This window comes from Photobacterium sp. 2_MG-2023, assembly GCF_030547675.1.
GTDB classification, from domain to species: Bacteria; Pseudomonadota; Gammaproteobacteria; order Enterobacterales; family Vibrionaceae; genus Photobacterium; species Photobacterium arenosum.
Genome location: NZ_JAUOQQ010000002.1, coordinates 191,140 through 210,441 on the forward strand (window position 1 = coordinate 191,140; position 19,302 = coordinate 210,441).

Below are 19,302 nucleotides of genomic sequence, written 5' to 3' on the forward strand. Positions count from 1 at the left end.
TTGTGCAGGGCTGCAAGCAACGTAATATGATGGATAGACAGCGACTAAACCGCAAGCTGTAGACAGAGGTTGCATCCGAGGTCGTGTATTAGGTATCTTGTTAGGCAGAAAAGCCGTTTCTTCTATTCATGCGTTAGCCCAGACTTGTGCTGGGCTGGCTTTTTTTTTGTCCGAAAAGCAATCCTGCTTTTCTGGCGTTTCGAGGTAGATTACTTTATGGAAAAGATCCCAATGACAGTCCGCGGCGAACAGCAGCTGCGTCAAGAGCTGGACGCCTTGATGAAACGTCGTCCACAGATTACAGAGGCCATTGCTGAAGCTCGTGAGCTGGGTGACCTGAAAGAGAATGCGGAGTATCACGCGGCCCGAGAGGAGCAGGGGATCTGTGAAGCACAGATTCGCGATATTGAGTATAAGTTGTCTGTTGCTCAGGTTATTGATGTCACCAAGATGACGAATCACGGAAAAGTGATTTTTGGCTCCACAGTGACTTTGCTGGATGTGAATACTGACGGTGAAGTGACTTACTGCATCGTAGGGGATGATGAAGCTGATATTAAGAAAGGTCTGATTTCGGTTAATTCGCCAATTGCCCGTGGTTTGATTGGTAAACAGGAAGGTGATGAAGTCAGTATTGCCACGCCTGGTGGCCGAAAAGAGTTTGAGATCGAAAAGGTCGAGTACGTTTAATGGTCAGGGCCTGGTGCTTTATTGTTAATAAATGTAACAGCAACCGGGCCTTGAAAAGTAAAAAAGGCCGCGTTGGCGGCCTTTTTTATTTGCGGGGAAGTTCGATTTTCCTGTCTTCCGACTGACGGTACAGCACCAGGATATTACCGATAACCTGTACCTTTTCTGCCTGAGTTTCACGAACGATGGCATCAACAATCAACAGCTTGGTTTCGCGCTCTTCAGCGGCAACCTTCACCTTGATCAGTTCATGGTGGTTCAGGGCCAGTTCGATTTCAGACAGCACGGCTTCAGTCAGGCCGTTGGCGCCCATCAGGACTACAGGCTTGAGGCTGTGAGCAAGGCCTTTCAGGTATTGCTTCTGTTTGGTGCTTAGATTCATGGTGACTCAATATCTATAACAAGGGTTGAAAACAGGGTATTCTAACGCCATCTAGTCAATATGACTAACGTTGTTTCGTTACGCTGGTGTTCCTGCCAACTCTGGGCCACAGTAAAAGTAGTACTGCTGAACCAGAACGGGAACCATCGGCTGTTGGGTTGATTCGCATTGGGTAATGCATGAGTAAAAAGAAACATTCTGCCAGTTCTGGACGCTGGCTGAAGGAACATTTTGATGATAAGTATGTCATGGAAGCCCAGAAAAAGGGTTACCGTTCCCGAGCCATTTTCAAACTGGAGGAAATCCAGAGCAAAGATAAGTTGTTAAAACCAGGGATGACAGTTGTCGATCTGGGTGCTGCACCCGGGGGCTGGTCTCAGTATGCGGCCAGTGTTGTTGGCGATTCAGGGCAAGTGATTGCCTGTGATATTCTGCCAATGGATTCCCTGCCTGGTGTGAGCTTTTTACAGGGCGACTTCCGTGAAGAAGCTGTGCTGGATGCATTACTTGAGCGAATTCAGCCAGATATGGTTGATGTTGTTTTGTCTGACATGGCGCCGAACATGAGCGGCAATCTGGCGTCAGATCAGCCTAGAGCAATGTATCTTGTTGAACTAGCATTAGATATGTGCAGGCAGGTGCTTGCGCCCAATGGAAGTTTTGCGGTAAAAGTTTTCCAGGGCGAAGGCTTCGATCAGTATCTGGCCGAGGTGCGCAGCATGTTCAAGGCAGTTAAAATCCGTAAACCAGACTCATCCAGGGATCGCTCCCGTGAAGTCTATATTGTGGCTACAGGTTATAAACTGTAGTACCCTACATTCATCTTTAAAGTTATCGCGAGGTTAACACCTTGAGTGACATGGCAAAAAACTTGATTTTGTGGTTAGTCATCGCCGTGGTGCTGATGTCTGTTTTTCAGAGCTTCGGTCCGGGAGATAGTGCTGGCCGTCAAGTCGACTATACGACTTTTGTCCGGGAAATCGGTCAGGATCAGATTAGGGAAGTACGGTTCAGTGATCGTGAAATTACGGTATTTAAGCGTGATAACACCCGTTATGTGACTTACTTGCCTGTCCTGAATGATCAGAAATTGCTGGACGATCTGATTAATGCCAACGTAAAAGTGGTTGGGACACCACCGGAAGAGCCGAGCTTACTGGCTTCTATCTTCATATCCTGGTTCCCGATGCTGTTACTGATCGGGGTCTGGATTTTCTTTATGCGCCAGATGCAGGGCGGAGGTGGCAAAGGTGCCATGTCGTTCGGCAAATCTAAAGCACGCATGATGAGTGAAGACCAGATTAAAACAACGTTCAACGACGTTGCCGGCTGCGATGAAGCCAAAGAAGACGTGAAAGAGCTGGTGGATTACCTGCGTGATCCTAGCCGCTTCCAGAAACTGGGTGGTAAAATTCCAACCGGTGTGCTGATGGTAGGTCCTCCTGGTACGGGTAAAACCTTACTGGCCAAAGCCATAGCCGGTGAAGCGAAAGTCCCTTTCTTTACTATCTCTGGTTCTGACTTCGTCGAAATGTTTGTCGGTGTGGGTGCATCCCGTGTCCGTGACATGTTTGAGCAAGCGAAGAAAGCGGCACCTTGTATTATTTTCATCGATGAAATTGATGCAGTAGGTCGTCAGCGTGGTGCGGGCGTTGGTGGTGGTCACGATGAACGTGAGCAGACACTTAACCAGATGCTGGTGGAAATGGATGGTTTCGAAGGTCACGAAGGTATTATCGTGATTGCAGCTACCAACCGACCAGATGTTCTGGACCCGGCCCTGTTGCGTCCTGGTCGTTTCGACCGTCAGGTCGTTGTCGGTCTGCCCGATGTGCGTGGCCGTGAACAGATCCTGAAAGTGCACATGCGCAAGGTACCGCTGGATGGGGATGTTGAACCATCACTGATTGCCCGTGGTACGCCAGGTTTCTCTGGTGCTGATCTGGCCAACCTGGTGAACGAAGCGGCGCTGTTTGCTGCCCGTGGCAACAAGCGTACTGTGTCTATGGTGGAATTCGAACTGGCGAAAGACAAGATCATGATGGGCGCTGAGCGTAAATCTATGGTGATGTCTGAAGAGCAGAAAGAATCGACTGCTTATCACGAAGCGGGCCATGCCATTATTGGCCGATTGGTACCGGATCATGACCCGGTTTATAAAGTGTCCATTATCCCTCGGGGTCGGGCACTGGGTGTGACCATGTACCTGCCGGAGCAGGATCGCGTCAGCCACTCCAAAGAGTATCTGGAGTCGATGATTTCCAGCCTGTACGGTGGCCGACTGGCAGAAGAGCTGATCTACGGGGTAGAAAAAGTCTCTACCGGTGCATCAAACGACATTGAGCGTGCGACTGATATTGCTCGTAAAATGGTTACTCAGTGGGGCTTCTCGGATAAATTGGGTCCTCTGCTGTACGCGGAAGATGAGGGTGAAGTATTCCTGGGTCGTTCAGTGACTAAGACAAAACACATGTCTGATGATACTGCGCGTACTATTGATACTGAAGTTCGTGCCATTATCGACCGTAACTATGAGCGAGCGCGTGAAATCCTGGCGGGTAATATGGATATTCTTCACTCAATGAAAGATGCATTGATGAAGTATGAGACCATAGATGCGGGTCAGCTTGACGACCTGATGGAGCGTAAATCTGAAATTCGCGCACCAAAAGGCTGGGGTGACAAAGATGACACCCTGAAAGCGGAAGCTCCTGAGTCACAAGACAAAGCCAATGATGCGGCAAGCGACAAGCCGGCTGAGAAGCCTGAGCAGGTTCAGCCACACCACAGCGAAGAAAATGATAAACCGCAGGCCTGATGCCTGGCGGTGAATATAAAACCCCGGGGTGACTCGGGGTTTTTTGTTTCTGCTGTGTCAGATATTCTCAGTTGTAAAGAAACAAGCGAGCCTCGGTATAGTATGAGCGCTCCCCCAGTCAGGAGTAATGGGCCTTGTTACTGAAAAGCAAAGAAAAAACATTAGACCTTTCTTATCCTCATACCATGGGAATCCTCAATTTCACCCCGGATTCATTTTCTGATGGCGGTAAATTCAATCAGTTGGACGACGCCTTAAGACATGTTGAAGACATGCTGGCCGTCGGAACCAGTATCATTGATATTGGCGGTGAATCGACCCGACCCGGTGCGGCCGATGTGTCAGTCGCGGAAGAGCTCGACCGTGTTGTGCCTATTGTGGAAGCAATTGCCCAGCGATTTGATTGCTGGATCTCAGTGGATACCAGTAAAGCGCAAGTAATGACTGAAACCGTCAATGCCGGGGCCGATTTAATTAATGATATTCGCGCACTGCTTGAGCCGGGTGCAATGGAAGCCGCTGCGGCTGCCGGTGTTCCTATTTGTTTAATGCATATGCAGGGCCAACCGCGTACAATGCAGCATCAGCCGCATTATGATGACCTGCTGTCAGATGTGAATACGTTTCTTTCGGAGCGCATTCAAGCCTGTGAAAAAGCCGGTATTCGTCGTGATCAACTGTTGCTGGATCCTGGGTACGGTTTTGGTAAAACCCTGGAACACAATTATCAGTTGCTGGCACATTTGGAGCAGTTCCATCAGTTTGGCTTACCGCTGCTGGTAGGAATGTCCAGAAAATCCATGATTTGTAAATTACTGAATAAAACACCTGCGGAAGCACTGGCAGGGAGCCTGGCCTGCGCTGCCATTGCAGCGATGAAAGGCGCCCAGATTATCCGTGTCCATGATACCCGTGAAACACAGGATGTACTGGCTGTCTGCCGTATGACGCTTGAACAGGAAAATAAAGCGCTAGGAGCGAATATTAATGGCTGAACGTAAATATTTCGGCACCGATGGTGTCCGTGGCCGTGTTGGCCAGTCACCCATCACCCCTGAGTTTGTATTGAAACTGGGCTGGGCGGCGGGCCGCGTGTTGTCACAGCAGGGCACTAAAAAAGTCATTATTGGAAAAGACACACGTATTTCCGGTTATATGCTGGAATCTGCACTGGAAGCCGGTTTGGCCGCCGCAGGTTTGCAGGCCGCATTTACCGGGCCAATGCCGACACCTGCCGTGGCCTATCTGACGCGGACATTTCGTGCTGAAGCAGGCATTGTGATTTCGGCCTCTCATAACCCGTATTATGACAACGGTATCAAGTTCTTCTCGTCTGAGGGGACCAAACTGCCTGACGCTGTAGAAGCGGCCATCGAAGCTGAAATGGATAAAGAACTGGTCTGTGTCGAATCTGCCAGCCTCGGCAAAGCCTATCGGATTAACGATGCGGCCGGCCGTTACATCGAATTTTGCAAGGGAACGTTTCCATCCCATTTGAGTCTGGAAGGCTATAAGGTTGTTGTCGACTGCGCTCACGGTGCCACTTATCACATTGCGCCGAACGTCTTTCGCGAGCTGGGTGCGGAAGTAATCACACTGGGCTGCGAGCCAAATGGTATTAATATCAACGCCGAGGTCGGGGCTACGGATGTGCGCGCCTTGCAGGCTAAAGTCCTGCAGGAAAAAGCGGATTTCGGTATTGCACTGGACGGTGATGGTGACCGGGTGATCATGGTCGATGAAGACGGTAACAAGGTCGACGGTGACCAGATTGCGTATATCATTGCCCGTGATGCATTGCGTCGTGGCGAGCTGAAAGGGGGCGTCGTAGGTACATTAATGACAAACCTGGGGATGGAGCTGGCGCTGAAAAATCTGGGTATCCCGTTTGTTCGCGCTCAGGTCGGCGATCGCTATGTGATGGAAGAGCTGGTTAAAAACCAGTGGACCATTGGCGCGGAAAACTCTGGCCATGTCATAGTGCTGGACAAAGTGACGACAGGTGACGGCATAGTGGCTGGCCTGCAGGTGATGGCCTCAATTGTCAGCAGTAAATTGTCACTCAAAACCTTGTGTGAAGGGCTGACAATGTTCCCGCAAGTGCTGGAAAATGTCCGTTTCTCTGGCGATTCCAACCCATTGGAATCTGAGGCGGTACTGAGCGCAAAAGCAGCCGCAGAAGCGAAACTCGGTGAGCGTGGTCGCGTATTATTGCGTAAATCTGGTACTGAGCCGCTCATTCGTGTCATGGTTGAAGGTGAAGACGGTACTCTGGTGAGTGATTCGGCCTTGTCGATTGCTGCTGCTGTGAAAGAGTGCTGTTAACAGCTTGCCTTGAAAGGGATTCCGGTTTGTCAGTCTTTAACCGGAATCCTTATCTGAAAACTGTTTATTTATTACACAAGCGATTCATCAATCACTACATTCTGAGAAAAATCGCTTGTCACTCCTGTCGGCATTCGCTAGTATTCCCTCGCTCCTGACAAAGGGGTGCGCTGGCACTGCTGTTGCAAAGCCGGCACAACACTATGGAACATAGGTGGAACCCATGTACGAAATTCTACTTGTGATTTATCTGTTGGCTGCGCTTGGTGTAATTGGCCTGGTTCTGGTTCAACAGGGTAAAGGCGCAGATATGGGAGCCTCATTCGGGGCTGGTGCATCAGGAACTTTGTTCGGTGCCAGCGGCTCTGGTAATTTTTTGACCCGAATGACTGCAATTTTTGCAACTGTATTTTTTGTGATCAGCTTGGTTCTGGGCAATTTAAGCGCAAAACAAGCGGATGCAACAAGTGGCTGGGAAAACTTAAGTGCCCCAGCACAGCAAGAACAAGCTGTTGATACAACTGAGCAAGCGCCTGTAAATAGCGATATTCCTCAGTAATTAACAGATTTGCCGAGATGGTGAAATTGGTAGACACGCTAGCATGAGGTGCTAGTGCCGTAAGGTGTAGGGGTTCAAGTCCCCTTCTCGGCACCATTGTTTCCGTTACTTGAAAGAGTAACCACTGAGAGATATAATCGCTCTCAGAATTACGGACGCGGGGTGGAGCAGCTTGGTAGCTCGTCGGGCTCATAACCCGAAGGTCGTCGGTTCAAATCCGGCCCCCGCAACCAACTTGGACGAAGGTTTGAGTTATTTTCTCAGGCCATCGATGGATTGCCGCCCAGATTAAACCGGCGCCATAACCGAGTTTTGAAAGACGACGATTCCCGGAACAGAATCGATTTCGTTTTTCTGCTATAACCTTAAGAGGTTTTAGCTATCAGGGTCCAGAGATAATAAACCCCGTAATTCGGGGTTTTTTATTATCTGAAACATGACCATTCAGGTATCTACTGGGCTTTAATGCCCTTTTTTTGTTTCCAGGGGGTTGTCTTGACCGCTTTAGAGATGCAACTAACTGAACTACTGGAAGCGCCAGTTACTGCCTTGGGCTATGAACTGGTGGGTCTGGAGTTTATTCGTGCGGGTGAACATTCCACGTTGCGTGTGTTCATTGACCACGAAAACGGTATCACAGTCGATGATTGTGCCGACGTGAGCCGTCAGATCAGTGCAGTGATGGATGTTGAAGATCCTATTACTGTTGCTTATAACCTGGAGGTTTCTTCCCCGGGTCTGGAACGTCCGCTGTTCAGAGCGGCACATTATGAGCAGTTTATTGGCCACGAGGTCAGCCTGGTCCTGAAAATGGCGATGAACAATCGCCGTAAGTGGAAAGGTGACATTGTTGCCGTTGACGGTGAGCTAGTCACGTTGAACGTGAAAGGCGATGAAGAAACCTTTGCGCTTAGCAATATTGCCAAAGCCAACCTGGTTCCAAAATTCTAACCGCTAAATTGGGGCATTAGAAATGAACAAAGAAATCTTGGCTGTCGTTGAAGCGGTATCCAACGAGAAAGCTGTTCCGCGTGAGCGTATCTTCGAAGCATTGGAGATCGCACTGGCAACAGCAACAAAGAAAAAGTACGAAGCTGAAATTGACGTGCGTGTTGCGATTGATCGTAAAACGGGCGACTTCGATACTTACCGTCGCTGGAAAGCCGTGGATGAAGTAACGGCGCCAACTCTGGAAATGACTCTGGAAGCCGCGCAGTATGACGATGAAACTGTAGAGCTGGGTGATTATGTTGAAGAGCAGATTGATTCTGTAACCTTTGACCGCATCACTACTCAAACGGCAAAACAGGTTATCGTACAGAAAGTGCGTGAAGCTGAGCGTGCGCAGATCGTTGAACAGTTTATCGATAATGAAGGTGAGCTGATCACCGGCGTGGTGAAGAAAGTCAACCGCGATGCCATTATTGTTGATCTGGGTAACAACGCTGAAGCTGTGATTCTGCGTGAAGACCAGTTGCCACGTGAAAACTTCCGTCCAGGTGACCGCGTACGTGGTCTGCTGTATGCTGTGCGCCCGGAAGCGCGTGGTTTCCAGTTGTTCATGACTCGTTCTAAGCCTGAAATGCTGTCTGAATTGTTCCGCATCGAAGTACCGGAAATCGGTGAAGAGATGATCGAACTGATGGGCGCTGCCCGTGATCCTGGCTCTCGTGCCAAGATTGCAGTGAAAACCAATGACAAACGTATCGATCCTGTCGGTGCTTGTGTTGGTATGCGTGGTGCGCGTGTTCAGGCGGTATCCGGTGAGCTGGGTGGTGAACGTATCGATATCGTACTGTGGGACGAAAACGCCGCTCAGTACGTTATCAATGCTATGGCACCGGCTGAGGTGAGCTCTATCATCGTTGATGAAGACAACCACACCATGGATATCGCGGTTGAGAAAGACAATCTGGCGCAGGCCATCGGTCGTAGCGGTCAAAACGTTCGACTGGCATCTGTCCTGACAGGCTGGGAGCTGAATGTGATGACTGTGGAAGATCTGCAGAAAAAGCACCAGGCCGAAGCGCAGGCGTCGATTGATCTGTTTGTTAAATACCTGGAAATCGATGAAGAATTCTCGATCGTTCTGGTTGAAGAAGGCTTTACCAGCCTGGAAGAAGTAGCCTATGTACCTGTTCAGGAATTAATGTCAATTGACGGCCTGGACGAAGATACGGTTAACGAATTGCGTAACCGTGCGAAAGAAGCACTGACCACTATTGCCCTTGCGCAGGAAGAGTCTTTGGATGGGGTTGAGCCTGCCGAAGACCTGCTGAGCCTGGATGGTATGGAACGCGACCTGGCGTTCAAACTGGCCGCTAAAGGTATCTGTACGCTGGAAGATCTGGCTGACCAAGGTACTGATGACCTACTGGACATCGAAGGCCTGAATGAAACCAGCGCGGGTGAATTGATCATGGCTGCCCGTAATATCTGCTGGTTCAGCGACGAAGCATAATTAATTAGCAAGGGAGGAGCAGCATGTCAGAGGTTTCAATTAAGGCACTTGCCGAAGAAATCGGTACCCCGATTGATCGTTTGCTTCAACAGTTTGCCGATGCTGGTATCAGCAAAAAAGCTGAAGACAGTGTCAACCAACAGGAAAAAGAGTCTCTGTTGAGCCACCTGAAGAAAGAACACGGTGGTAACACTGACGAGGCACCGACCCGCCTGACTCTGCAACGCAAAACCCGTAGCACGCTGAGTGTATCGGGTACAGGCGGAAAGAGTAAAAACATTCAAGTAGAGGTGCGTAAAAAGCGCACCTATGTCAAGCGTTCAGCCCTTGAAGAAGAGCAGCGTGCGGAAGACGCGCGCAAGGCTGAAGAGGACGCTAAGCGTGCTGCAGAAGAAGCAGCGAAGCGCGAAGCTGAAGAGCGTGCTAAACGTGAAGCTGAAGAAAAAGCTCAGCGTGAAGCGGAAGCAAAACGCTTAGCAGAAGAGAAAGCCCAGCAGTCGGAGAAGCAAGCTAATCGTGATGCCGTGGATACCAATCCACGTCAGGCAGAAGAGAAAGCGAAACGCGCTGCTGAGCAACAGGCTAAAAAAGAAGCTGAAGAACTGCAACGCCGCCGGGAAGAGGAAGCCAAGCGTAAAGCCGAGGAAGACAGTCAGCGTCAGCTAGAAGAGGCACGCAAAATGGCAGAAATCAATGAAAAGAACTGGTCGAAAAAGGACCAGGAAACAGGTGCTATGGAACAATCAGACTACCACACGACTACCTCCACCTATGCCCGTGCGGCGGAAGATGAACAAGACCGCCGCGAGGAAGAATCTCGCCGCCGTGCTAAGAAGAAAAAAGCTGCCAGCGGTCCTAAGGGTGATGAGCCGCGTGAGCGTGCGATGCCTCAGCGTGGCGGCCGTAACCAGCGTGGTCGTGGCAAACAGCAAATGAGCAAGCCTACATCAATGCGTCATGGTTTCGACAAAACAGCCACCGTTGCTAAAGCGGATGTTGTGATCGGTGAAACCATAGTGGTTGCTGAACTGGCCAACAAGATGGCGGTGAAAGCGGCTGAAGTCATCAAAGTGATGATGAAGCTTGGCGCTATGGCCACCATCAACCAGGTTATCGATCAGGAAACCGCGCAGCTGGTTGCTGAAGAAATGGGCCACAAGGTTATCCTGCGTAAAGAGAACGAGCTCGAAGAAGCCGTACTGTCTGATCGCGACGAAAACCTGGCAGTTGTTCCTCGTGCTCCTGTTGTTACTATCATGGGTCACGTTGACCACGGTAAAACATCTACTCTGGATTACATCCGTAAAGCGCACGTTGCTGCAGGCGAAGCCGGTGGTATTACGCAGCACATTGGTGCATACCACGTTGAAACTGACAACGGAATGATCACCTTCCTGGATACCCCTGGACACGCCGCGTTTACCGCTATGCGTGCCCGTGGTGCTCAGGCAACGGATATCGTTATCCTGGTTGTTGCCGCAGACGATGGCGTTATGCCACAGACAATAGAAGCGATTCAGCATGCCAAAGCGGCAGGCGTTCCTTTGATTGTTGCTGTGAACAAGATCGATAAAGAAGATGCTAACCCAGACAATGTGAAGAACGAGCTGGCACAGTACAATGTTATGCCGGAAGAGTGGGGCGGCGAGAACATGTTTGTTCACATCTCTGCGAAGCAGGGTACGAACATCGATGGTCTGCTGGAAGCGATTCTGCTGCAAGCTGAAGTTCTGGAGCTGAAAGCCGTTTCTGAAGGCATGGCGAAAGGTGTCGTGGTTGAATCCCGCCTGGATAAAGGCCGTGGTCCGGTTGCGACTGTGCTGGTTCAGGAAGGTACGCTACGCAAAGGTGACATCGTACTGTGTGGCCTGGAATATGGTCGCGTGCGTGCTATGCGTGATGAACTGGGCCGTGAAATTGAAGAAGCAGGTCCATCTATCCCGGTTGAGATTCTGGGTCTGTCAGGTGTACCGTCTTCTGGTGACGAAGCGACAGTTGTACGTGATGAACGTAAAGCGCGTGAAGTTGCACTTTACCGTCAAGGTAAGTTCCGCGATGTGAAACTGGCTCGCCAGCAGAAAGCCAAGTTGGAGAATATGTTCTCTAACATGACTGCAGGTGAAGTGGCTGAACTGAATGTTGTGCTGAAAGCTGACGTACAGGGCTCTGTGGAAGCAATTGCCGATTCACTGCGCAAGCTGTCAACTGAAGAAGTGAAAGTGAACATCGTCGGTTCTGGCGTAGGTGGTATCACTGAAACTGACGCCGTACTGGCTGCAGCGTCTAACGCTATTCTGCTTGGCTTCAACGTTCGTGCTGATGCGTCAGCCCGTAAGACTATCGAAGCTGAGAACCTGGATCTGCGCTACTATTCCATCATCTATCAGCTGATTGATGAAGTGAAAGCAGCGATGGGCGGCATGCTGTCCCCTGAGTTCAAGCAGGAAATCATCGGTCTGGCTGAAGTGCGTGATGTGTTCAAGTCACCGAAACTGGGCGCAATTGCAGGTTGTATGGTTACCGAAGGTACCATCAAGCGCAACAACCCAATTCGTGTACTGCGTGATAACATTGTTATTTACGAAGGTGAGCTGGAATCACTGCGTCGCTTTAAAGATGACGTACAAGAAGTGAAGAACGGTTACGAGTGTGGTATCGGCGTGAAGAACTACAATGATGTTCGCGTTGGTGACCAGATTGAAGTTTTCGAAATCGTTGAAATTCAGCGTACGCTGGATTAATCAGGTTGCTCGCTGACCTGGAATAAACACTGGGGAGCTTCGGCTCCCCTTTGTGTCGAGGTAGGCGGCCGACTTTTAGAGAGAGAATCAAATGGCTAAAGAATTCAGCCGTACACAACGTGTTGCTCAGCAGCTGCAAAAAGAGCTGGCAGTGATTCTGCAACGCGAAATTAAAGATCCCCGCATTGGCATGGCGACAATTTCCAGTGTGGAAGTCTCCCGTGATATGGGATACGCCAAAGTTTATGTCACCTTCCTGACTATCGGTGAACAAACACCGGAAGACAGCCTGGAAGCGTTGCGCGAAATGGCACCTTACATTCGTTCACTGCTGGGTAAGCAAATCCGTCTGCGAGTGACACCTGAGTTGAACTTTATTTTCGACCAGTCACTGACCGAAGGCATGCGCATCTCCAACCTGGTAAGCAAGGTTGTTCGTGATGACGAAGCACGCCGCGTTGACGAACCTAAGGATGAAGGTGAGGATAGCTGATGGCGCGTCGTCGTAAAGGGCGTCCGGTAGACGGTGTTCTGCTGCTGGATAAGCCGGGCGGCATCACATCAAATGATGCCCTGCAAAAAGTAAAACGTATCTTTTTTGCGGAAAAAGCAGGCCATACCGGCGCTTTGGATCCGCTTGCGACGGGTATGTTGCCAATCTGCCTGGGGGAAGCCACCAAGTTTTCCCAGTTCCTGCTGGATTCAGATAAGCGTTATCGGGTCATCGCCAAGCTGGGCGAGCGTACCAATACCTCGGATTCGGATGGCGAAGTGGTCGAAACGCGCGAAGTGAAGGTAGACCGTGGTCTGCTGGAACGTTGTATTGCCAAGTTCCGTGGGACAACCAAGCAAATACCGTCTATGTTTTCGGCGCTGAAATATCAGGGACGCCCGTTGTACGAATATGCCCGTGAAGGCAAAGAAGTACCCCGTGAAGCCCGCGATATCACAGTGTATGAAATCTCACTGCTGCGCTTTAGCGACAACGAAGTTGAGATGGAAGTCCATTGCTCGAAAGGCACTTATATCCGCACTATCGTTGATGATCTGGGCGAGATGCTGGGCTGCGGAGCACATGTCACTTATCTGCGCCGTATCGGTGTCTCTAAGTACCCGCTGGACAAAATGGTTACGCTAGAGCAGCTCGAAGCGCTGCTGGAGCAGGCCAGAGAGCAGGATATTCAGCCGAAAGAGCTGCTGGATCCGCTGCTGTTGCCAACAGACTCGGCAGTACAGGATTTACCGGAAGTGAACTTACTGCCGGGTGTCGCCAGTTATGTACTCCATGGCCAGCCAGTTCAGGCCGGTCGTGTTCCTGATGCAGGCACATTGGTTCGGCTGACGGCTGGTGAGCAACGTGATTTTATCGGTGTGGGTGAAATCAATGCCGAAAACATGGTGGCGCCTAAGCGTGTGCTGGCCAATCGTGACAAGGCTGACGAAGAAAAATAAGCCGCTCAGCGGCCTGTCTGGTGAATCATATTCCGCTTGCGGCCTTCCGGACAGGTGCGTATAATTCGCGGCTCGGGTGCCGGCTGAATCAGAGATTGGCTGGCACAAATTTTACTATTTTGTATTAGGAATGAGTTATGTCTCTGAATGCAGAAACTAAAGCAACTATCGTTGCTGAATACGCGCAAGGCGCAAACGACACGGGTTCACCTGAAGTTCAGGTTGCACTGCTGACTGCACAGATCAACCACCTGCAAGGTCACTTTGCAGAGCACAAAGGCGATCACCACAGCCGTCGTGGTCTGCTGCGCATGGTTTCTCGTCGTCGTAAGCTGCTGGACTACCTGAAAGGCAAAGATCTGGGTCGTTACCAGTCTCTGATCGAGCGTCTGGGTCTGCGTCGCTAAGATTGCTGGAAGAAAGGAGCCGATTGGCTCCTTTCTTTTTTGCATCTGTCGGTCGGAGATGCCAATCTCTGACTGGAAAGTTGTTTTAAAACGGTACTGAATAGCGTTCACGAGTCGTTTTCGTCGACCTAGAGGTCGCGGCTATTGACAGAGGCTGCCCAAATCGGCTTTTGCCATTAGTCGCGATGCGTGAAATGTGCTTAAAGTACCCCACTTCACATGACGCTTTTTGCTGTGTCGGATATACTTACAGACGCAAATAGAAAAGCAGATCAATATTTTAAGGAAATTCACGTGAATCCTATCGTTAAAACCTTCCAGTACGGCAACCATACCGTAACACTGGAAACCGGTGTGATGGCGCGTCAGGCTACTGCCGCTGTAATGGCTAGCATGGATGACACTTCCGTCTTCGTTTCTGTTGTGGGCAAAAAAGAAGCGGTAGAAGGCCAGGACTTTTTCCCTCTGACTGTTAACTACCAGGAGCGTACTTACGCTGCCGGTAAAATCCCGGGTGGTTTCTTCAAACGTGAAGGCCGTCCTTCTGAAAATGAAACCCTGACAGCCCGTCTGGTTGACCGTCCAATCCGTCCGTTGTTCCCTGATGCGTTCAAAAACGAAGTACAGGTGATTGCGACTGTGGTTTCTGTTAACCCGGACGTTAACCCAGATATCGTGACCATGATTGGTACCTCTGCCGCTCTGGCTATCTCAGGTATTCCTTTCAACGGTCCAATCGGTGCAGCCCGTGTGGGTTACATCAATGACCAGCTTGTGCTGAACCCAAGTAACAAAGAACTGGCTGAGAGCCGTTTGGATCTGGTTGTTGCCGGTACAGATAACGCAGTTCTGATGGTTGAATCAGAAGCAGACCGCCTGACTGAAGAGCAAATGCTGCAAGCGGTTGTTTTTGGTCATGACCAGCAACAAACTGTGATCAACGCCATCAAAGAATTCGCTGCAGAAGTGGCAACCCCGGCGTGGGATTGGGTGGCTCCGGCTGTTAACACCGAGCTGAAAGCACGCGTGGCTGAAAAAGCAGAAGGTCGTCTGACAGAAGCTTACCAAATCACTGAAAAGATGGCGCGTTACGAGAAAGTGGGCACCATCAAAGCTGACGTGGTAGCTGAACTGCTGGCAGAAGATGCAGCACTGGATGAGCGCGAAGTCCGCGATATGCTGGGCTCTCTGGAGAAGAACGTGGTTCGCAGCCGCATCATTGCCGGTAACCCGCGTATTGATGGCCGTGAAAAAGACATGGTTCGTGCTCTGGACGTTCGTACTGGTGTACTGCCACGTACTCATGGTTCATCACTGTTTACCCGTGGTGAAACGCAGGCGTTGGTTTCTGCCACTCTGGGTACGCAGCGTGACGCGCAGATCCTGGACGAGCTGACCGGTGAGCGTAAAGAACACTTCCTGCTGCACTACAACTTCCCTCCATACTGTGTAGGTGAAACTGGCTTTGTGGGTTCGCCTAAGCGTCGTGAAATCGGCCACGGTAAACTGGCTAAGCGTGGTATCAAGGCAGTAATGCCATCGGTTGACGAGTTCCCGTACACTGTACGTGTGGTATCTGAGATCACTGAATCAAACGGTTCATCTTCTATGGCGTCTGTATGTGGTACCTCTCTGGCTCTGATGGATGCCGGTGTGCCAATCAAAGCTTCTGTAGCGGGTATCGCTATGGGTCTGGTGAAAGAAGGCGACGATTTCGTGGTTCTGTCTGATATTCTGGGCGATGAAGATCACCTGGGTGACATGGACTTTAAAGTGGCCGGTACTAACGACGGTATTACTGCACTGCAGATGGATATCAAGATCGAAGGTATTACTAAAGAGATCATGCAGATTGCTCTGAATCAGGCTAAAGGCGCCCGTATTCACATCCTGGGTGTGATGGATCAGGCTATCAGCACTGCTCGCGATGACATTTCTCAGTTTGCTCCTCGTATCCACACGATGAAGATCAACCCAGAGAAGATCAAAGATGTGATCGGTAAAGGTGGTGCGGTAATTCGTCAGCTGACTGAAGAAACCGGTACAACGATTGAAATCGAAGACGACGGCACAGTGAAAATTGCAGCAACCGAAGGGACTGCTGCGAAAGAAGCGATTCGCCGTATCGAAGAAATCACCGCAGACGTTGAAGTTGGCCGCATCTATACTGGTAAAGTAGTGCGAATTGTTGATTTTGGTGCTTTTGTTTCTGTTATCGGTACAAAAGAAGGCCTGGTACACATTTCTCAAATCGCTCAGGAGCGTGTTGAGAAGGTTTCTGATTACCTGCAAATGGGTCAGGAAGTACAGGTCAAAGTGCTGGAAATCGACCGTCAGGGCCGCATCCGTCTGAGCATGAAGGAAGCACAGCCTGAGCAGGCACCAGCCGCTGGTGAAGATGCTTAATCCATCTGGATAAGCCTGTCTTCATTAAGTAATAAAAGTGGGGCTGTGACAGCCCCTTTTTTATACCAATGAACTATCAAAACCGAATCGCTACCTTTGGCTCATCAAGTGTTGATGGGCGGCAACGGGTTCGCACGGGCAGGGGAGAATGGCATTGTTTGCAAAGAGGTGTAAGTACGTAGCCATTGCGATGGCCGTTATGTTGGCTGGGTGTTCTACGAGTACCTATTCCAGCTGGGAGCAGCCGTTGATTGCGGTCCCGCTGCAGCCAACCATACAGCAACAAATCCAGTTGGCGCGTATTGATCAGCTGTTGGGACGCAGTGATCTTAACGATGAAACCCGTTCGCAGATCTACTATGAGCGCGGGCTGCTTCATGATGGCATTGGCCTGCGTGATCTGGCCCGGCTGGACTTTAACCAGTCGCTGTCTCTGTATCCTGCACAGCCTGATATTTTTAATATTCTTGGGGTATATTTTACTCAGAGTGCGCATTTTGACGCGGCCTACGAGGCGTTTGACTCTGCACTGGAACTGGATGTCAGCCATCCGTTTGCACAGCGAAACCGCGGTATCGCGCTGTATTATGGCGGTCGTTTTGACTTAGCCAAACAGGATTTACTGGCGCATTATCAGCAGGATCCCAATGATCCTTACCGTGCTATCTGGCTGTATATGGTTGAGCTGGAATCAGAGCCGGACAAAGCCAAACAGAGTCTGCAGAACCGGTTTGACCGGGCAGAACGCGAAGACTGGGGCTGGAACATTGCCGGTATGCTGCTTGGCGGCGAATCGGAACAACAGCTTCTCGATGGCATAGTGACAAACAGTGAAACCAATGAACAGATGGCGGAGCGTTTAACTGAGAGCTACTTCTACATGGCCAAGCGTTATCAGCATAACAACCAGTATGCGGAAGCTGTTCAGCTGTACAAACTGGCTTTAGCTGGCAATGTCTACGAGTTTGTTGAGCACAGGTTTGCGACTCTGGAACTCAATCGTTTACTGGCGAGTTTGCAGGGCGAAGAGGATACCATCGGCGGCGTAGGCGATGAACTTTAAGCCGCCCAGTCGCTGAGTTAAGAAAATACTGGCCAGCTGCAATCACTATAGTGTTAGAAAGAGTGCTTTGCAGGTGGCGGTTATGTTCAGGCTTTATATCGCTTTCACGTTAATGGCAATGGTGGCAGTCAGCGTAGCCAAAGCACAGCAGCTCGACTATGTCTACTCGGTATCCACGCCGGGCGAAGGCCGTCTGGTGACTGTCGACAATTACTGGTTGCTGGCATTCAGCCATACCTACGACATTCGCTTACCTGAGCATGTCAGCCAGGGTGACAAAGTGATGATTGAGATTAAGCAGGATGATAGCTGGCAGGCTGAAGCATTTACAGTTACAGCGATCAGCATTTTTCAGGATTTGTGTCGATTACACCGTCAGCATCCCAGCCAGGATGGCCGTTTTCCGTCAGATGCCATCTATATTCAGCCTTGCCGCAGCGAATAACAGTATAAAATAATTAAGAAAACCGGCTAATAACAACGCCCCGTATTATTCGGGGCGTTGTTGATCTGGGGCTGTCAGACCAGACCGGTACTGAGGTGTACCACTATGACAGTAAAGGCCGCCATCAGCGGAATCGCCATAGTTACCACGGCAATATCACCATAGCTCTGTCTGTGAGTCAGGCGACAAACCGCCAGCAAAGTAATCACAGCACCACAGTGCGGCAGTGTATCCAGCCCGCCTGCAGCCAGCAAGATCACGCGATGCAGCACTTCAGGGTTTATTCCGGTACTCAGGAAATCATTACCCAGCAGAGCCAGCACCATACCTGTGCCGCCTGACGACGAACCAATAATACCGGCAAGACTGGTCGAGGTGAGCGCCACTTTGAACAGATCCGGAATATCAATGGCGGCAATACCGGCTTTGATAATCACAAAGGCCGACAGGGCAGTAATCACTGCACCATAGCCTACCTCAGAAGCTGTGTTGAAAATGGGTAGCAGAGAGCCCACCGAACCGTCGAAGACGTGCTTGTTGGTATCAAACAGGTAGCGGCGATAGCTCACCAGCATGAAGATAATGGCGATAGCCAGCGCGATGATCACAGGCCAGGTACCGTTGATCCGTGTGTCCAGGGTTTCATATTCGGCAATCACAGCGGGTGATTTGAAGTAAATATTGGTCAGTACAAAGTTGATGACGAACACCATCAGAATCGGAACCAGTGCCATCAACACGCTCGGTGTTGCTGTGCTGTCATCCAGATCTTTATCACTTTCATCATGGTCACCGTAATTTTCACCAGCCGCAATGGCCTTCTGGGCGCGGTATTTGATCCACAATACTCCCAGCACCAGCATCATAGTACCGGCCAGCAAGCCCAAGGCCGGTGCCGCGTAAATAGTGGTGCCGAACGGTATGGTTGGCATGGTGTTCAGGTACTGCGGCGTACCCGGCAACGCCGTCATGGTAAAGGTGAAAGCACCCAGAGTGATCGCCGCAGGCAGCAGGCGCTTAGGAATGCCGGCTGCGCGGAAAGTGGCTGCACCAATCGGATACATGGCAAAGACCACCACAAAGAGTGACACGCCGCCGTACGTCAGCAAAGCGGTAGCCAGCACGACAGACAATATCGCGTGTTTGGTGCCCAGATGCTGAATGATAAAACGAGATAAAGCACGGGCGGCACCCGATGCGCCCATCAGCTTGCCAAAGATTGCCCCGGCGATGAAGATGGGGAAGTACAGTTTGATGTAATTGGCTGCGGCAGGCATGAAGACATTAGACAGTGCATACAAAAAAGGGAAATCGCTGGTAAGCAGTGCAGCGGCCATGGCTAAAATGGGGGCGAGGATCAGAACTGACACGCCTCGGTAGGCAAAGTACATCAAACCCACAAGCGTGAGCAGTATCACGGCAACATCCATATTCTCTCTCCGTTTCATGGTTATAGTTATAACAGGTCGTTAACATCCTAGACCTCCCAGTCGTGATTGAAAACATCACTGGTCGGTCCAATTTTTATATTCAGCGGTAAAGTGCGAGACGCA

General features: G+C 50.4%; 17 protein-coding genes and 2 tRNA genes. 17 read left to right on the top strand and 2 right to left on the bottom strand.

Features of this window, described 5'->3' with window-relative positions; genetic code table 11:
* The first annotated feature begins 216 nt into the window (after window positions 1-216).
* The gene (gene greA, locus Q4491_RS03530; RefSeq protein WP_192015579.1) at window positions 217-690 is read left to right on the top strand and encodes a transcription elongation factor GreA; all 474 of its coding nucleotides are present in this window, start codon (window positions 217-219) and stop codon (window positions 688-690) included.
* A gap of 85 nt (window positions 691-775) precedes the next feature.
* Here greA and yhbY read toward each other — a convergent pair whose 3' ends face one another.
* Window positions 776-1,072 (bottom strand): ribosome assembly RNA-binding protein YhbY, encoded by a 297-nt coding sequence (yhbY, locus tag Q4491_RS03535; RefSeq protein ID WP_027253076.1) that lies wholly within the window; start codon window positions 1,070-1,072, stop codon window positions 776-778.
* A gap of 179 nt (window positions 1,073-1,251) precedes the next feature.
* Between yhbY and rlmE the strand changes: the two genes are divergently transcribed.
* From rlmE to Q4491_RS03615, 16 genes are all read left to right on the top strand, one after another.
* Window positions 1,252-1,881 (top strand): 23S rRNA (uridine(2552)-2'-O)-methyltransferase RlmE, encoded by a 630-nt coding sequence (rlmE, locus tag Q4491_RS03540; protein WP_027253075.1) that lies wholly within the window; start codon window positions 1,252-1,254, stop codon window positions 1,879-1,881.
* A gap of 50 nt (window positions 1,882-1,931) precedes the next feature.
* A complete protein-coding gene (gene ftsH / locus Q4491_RS03545) occupies window positions 1,932-3,890 on the top strand; it encodes an ATP-dependent zinc metalloprotease FtsH (RefSeq protein ID WP_192015580.1) in 1,959 nt (652 codons plus the stop codon).
* 134 nt (window positions 3,891-4,024) lie between these two features.
* Window positions 4,025-4,885 (top strand): dihydropteroate synthase, encoded by an 861-nt coding sequence (folP, locus tag Q4491_RS03550; protein WP_303454678.1) that lies wholly within the window; start codon window positions 4,025-4,027, stop codon window positions 4,883-4,885.
* The gene (glmM, locus tag Q4491_RS03555) at window positions 4,878-6,215 is read left to right on the top strand and encodes a phosphoglucosamine mutase (RefSeq protein ID WP_303454681.1); all 1,338 of its coding nucleotides are present in this window, start codon (window positions 4,878-4,880) and stop codon (window positions 6,213-6,215) included. Before folP ends, glmM begins: the two co-directional genes overlap by 8 nt.
* Before the next feature lie 223 nt (window positions 6,216-6,438).
* Window positions 6,439-6,774: a preprotein translocase subunit SecG gene (secG, locus tag Q4491_RS03560; RefSeq protein ID WP_192015583.1), complete on the top strand. Its 336-nt coding sequence runs from the start codon at window positions 6,439-6,441 to the stop codon at window positions 6,772-6,774.
* An 11-nt stretch (window positions 6,775-6,785) separates the two neighbouring features.
* Window positions 6,786-6,870 (top strand) — tRNA-Leu (locus tag Q4491_RS03565).
* 60 nt (window positions 6,871-6,930) lie between these two features.
* A tRNA-Met gene (locus Q4491_RS03570) sits at window positions 6,931-7,007 on the top strand.
* A 262-nt stretch (window positions 7,008-7,269) separates the two neighbouring features.
* Window positions 7,270-7,725 carry a ribosome maturation factor RimP gene (rimP, locus tag Q4491_RS03575; RefSeq protein ID WP_303454685.1) on the top strand — a complete coding sequence of 152 codons (456 nt, stop codon included), beginning with the start codon at window positions 7,270-7,272 and terminating at the stop codon, window positions 7,723-7,725.
* A gap of 22 nt (window positions 7,726-7,747) precedes the next feature.
* Window positions 7,748-9,235, top strand: a complete 1,488-nt coding sequence (gene nusA, locus Q4491_RS03580) for a transcription termination factor NusA (protein WP_192015585.1) — start codon at window positions 7,748-7,750, stop codon at window positions 9,233-9,235.
* A 23-nt stretch (window positions 9,236-9,258) separates the two neighbouring features.
* Window positions 9,259-11,976, top strand: a complete 2,718-nt coding sequence (gene infB / locus Q4491_RS03585; RefSeq protein WP_192015586.1) for a translation initiation factor IF-2 — start codon at window positions 9,259-9,261, stop codon at window positions 11,974-11,976.
* A gap of 91 nt (window positions 11,977-12,067) precedes the next feature.
* Window positions 12,068-12,469, top strand: coding sequence for a 30S ribosome-binding factor RbfA (gene rbfA, locus Q4491_RS03590; RefSeq protein WP_192015587.1), 402 nt, complete (start codon window positions 12,068-12,070; stop codon window positions 12,467-12,469).
* Window positions 12,469-13,428, top strand: a complete 960-nt coding sequence (gene truB, locus Q4491_RS03595; RefSeq protein WP_192015588.1) for a tRNA pseudouridine(55) synthase TruB — start codon at window positions 12,469-12,471, stop codon at window positions 13,426-13,428. The genes rbfA and truB overlap by 1 nt, the downstream gene beginning before the upstream one ends.
* A gap of 137 nt (window positions 13,429-13,565) precedes the next feature.
* Window positions 13,566-13,835, top strand: a complete 270-nt coding sequence (gene rpsO / locus Q4491_RS03600; protein WP_027253065.1) for a 30S ribosomal protein S15 — start codon at window positions 13,566-13,568, stop codon at window positions 13,833-13,835.
* Between the two features lie 294 nt (window positions 13,836-14,129).
* Window positions 14,130-16,241, top strand: coding sequence for a polyribonucleotide nucleotidyltransferase (gene pnp / locus Q4491_RS03605; RefSeq protein WP_192015589.1), 2,112 nt, complete (start codon window positions 14,130-14,132; stop codon window positions 16,239-16,241).
* Window positions 16,242-16,395: 154 nt separating this feature from the next.
* On the top strand, window positions 16,396-17,304 hold the full coding sequence (gene nlpI, locus Q4491_RS03610) for a lipoprotein NlpI (protein ID WP_225445137.1): 909 nt from the start codon (window positions 16,396-16,398) through the stop codon (window positions 17,302-17,304).
* Window positions 17,305-17,386: 82 nt separating this feature from the next.
* The gene (locus tag Q4491_RS03615) at window positions 17,387-17,749 is read left to right on the top strand and encodes a hypothetical protein (protein ID WP_303454700.1); all 363 of its coding nucleotides are present in this window, start codon (window positions 17,387-17,389) and stop codon (window positions 17,747-17,749) included.
* Between the two features lie 74 nt (window positions 17,750-17,823).
* Here the strand turns inward: Q4491_RS03615 and Q4491_RS03620 are convergent, their stop codons facing one another.
* Complete coding sequence (locus Q4491_RS03620) at window positions 17,824-19,179, bottom strand: GntP family permease (protein ID WP_192015592.1); 1,356 nt, start codon at window positions 19,177-19,179, stop codon at window positions 17,824-17,826.
* Window positions 19,180-19,302: the final 123 nt, after the last annotated feature.

Excerpts from the sequence above, each read along its gene's own strand:
- ftsH (WP_192015580.1), top strand. The coding sequence starts at position 1,932 with ATGGCAAAAAACTTGATTTTGTGGTTAGTCATCGCCGTGGTGCTGATG.
- glmM (WP_303454681.1), top strand. The coding sequence starts at position 4,878 with ATGGCTGAACGTAAATATTTCGGCACCGATGGTGTCCGTGGCCGTGTT.
- yhbY (WP_027253076.1), bottom strand. The coding sequence starts at position 1,072 with ATGAATCTAAGCACCAAACAGAAGCAATACCTGAAAGGCCTTGCTCAC.
- rbfA (WP_192015587.1), top strand. The coding sequence starts at position 12,068 with ATGGCTAAAGAATTCAGCCGTACACAACGTGTTGCTCAGCAGCTGCAA.
- secG (WP_192015583.1), top strand. The coding sequence starts at position 6,439 with ATGTACGAAATTCTACTTGTGATTTATCTGTTGGCTGCGCTTGGTGTA.
- rpsO (WP_027253065.1), top strand. The coding sequence starts at position 13,566 with ATGTCTCTGAATGCAGAAACTAAAGCAACTATCGTTGCTGAATACGCG.
- Q4491_RS03615 (WP_303454700.1), top strand. The coding sequence starts at position 17,387 with ATGTTCAGGCTTTATATCGCTTTCACGTTAATGGCAATGGTGGCAGTC.
- Q4491_RS03620 (WP_192015592.1), bottom strand. The coding sequence starts at position 19,179 with ATGGATGTTGCCGTGATACTGCTCACGCTTGTGGGTTTGATGTACTTT.
- infB (WP_192015586.1), top strand. The coding sequence starts at position 9,259 with ATGTCAGAGGTTTCAATTAAGGCACTTGCCGAAGAAATCGGTACCCCG.
- greA (WP_192015579.1), top strand. The coding sequence starts at position 217 with ATGGAAAAGATCCCAATGACAGTCCGCGGCGAACAGCAGCTGCGTCAA.
- rlmE (WP_027253075.1), top strand. The coding sequence starts at position 1,252 with ATGAGTAAAAAGAAACATTCTGCCAGTTCTGGACGCTGGCTGAAGGAA.
- truB (WP_192015588.1), top strand. The coding sequence starts at position 12,469 with ATGGCGCGTCGTCGTAAAGGGCGTCCGGTAGACGGTGTTCTGCTGCTG.
- nusA (WP_192015585.1), top strand. The coding sequence starts at position 7,748 with ATGAACAAAGAAATCTTGGCTGTCGTTGAAGCGGTATCCAACGAGAAA.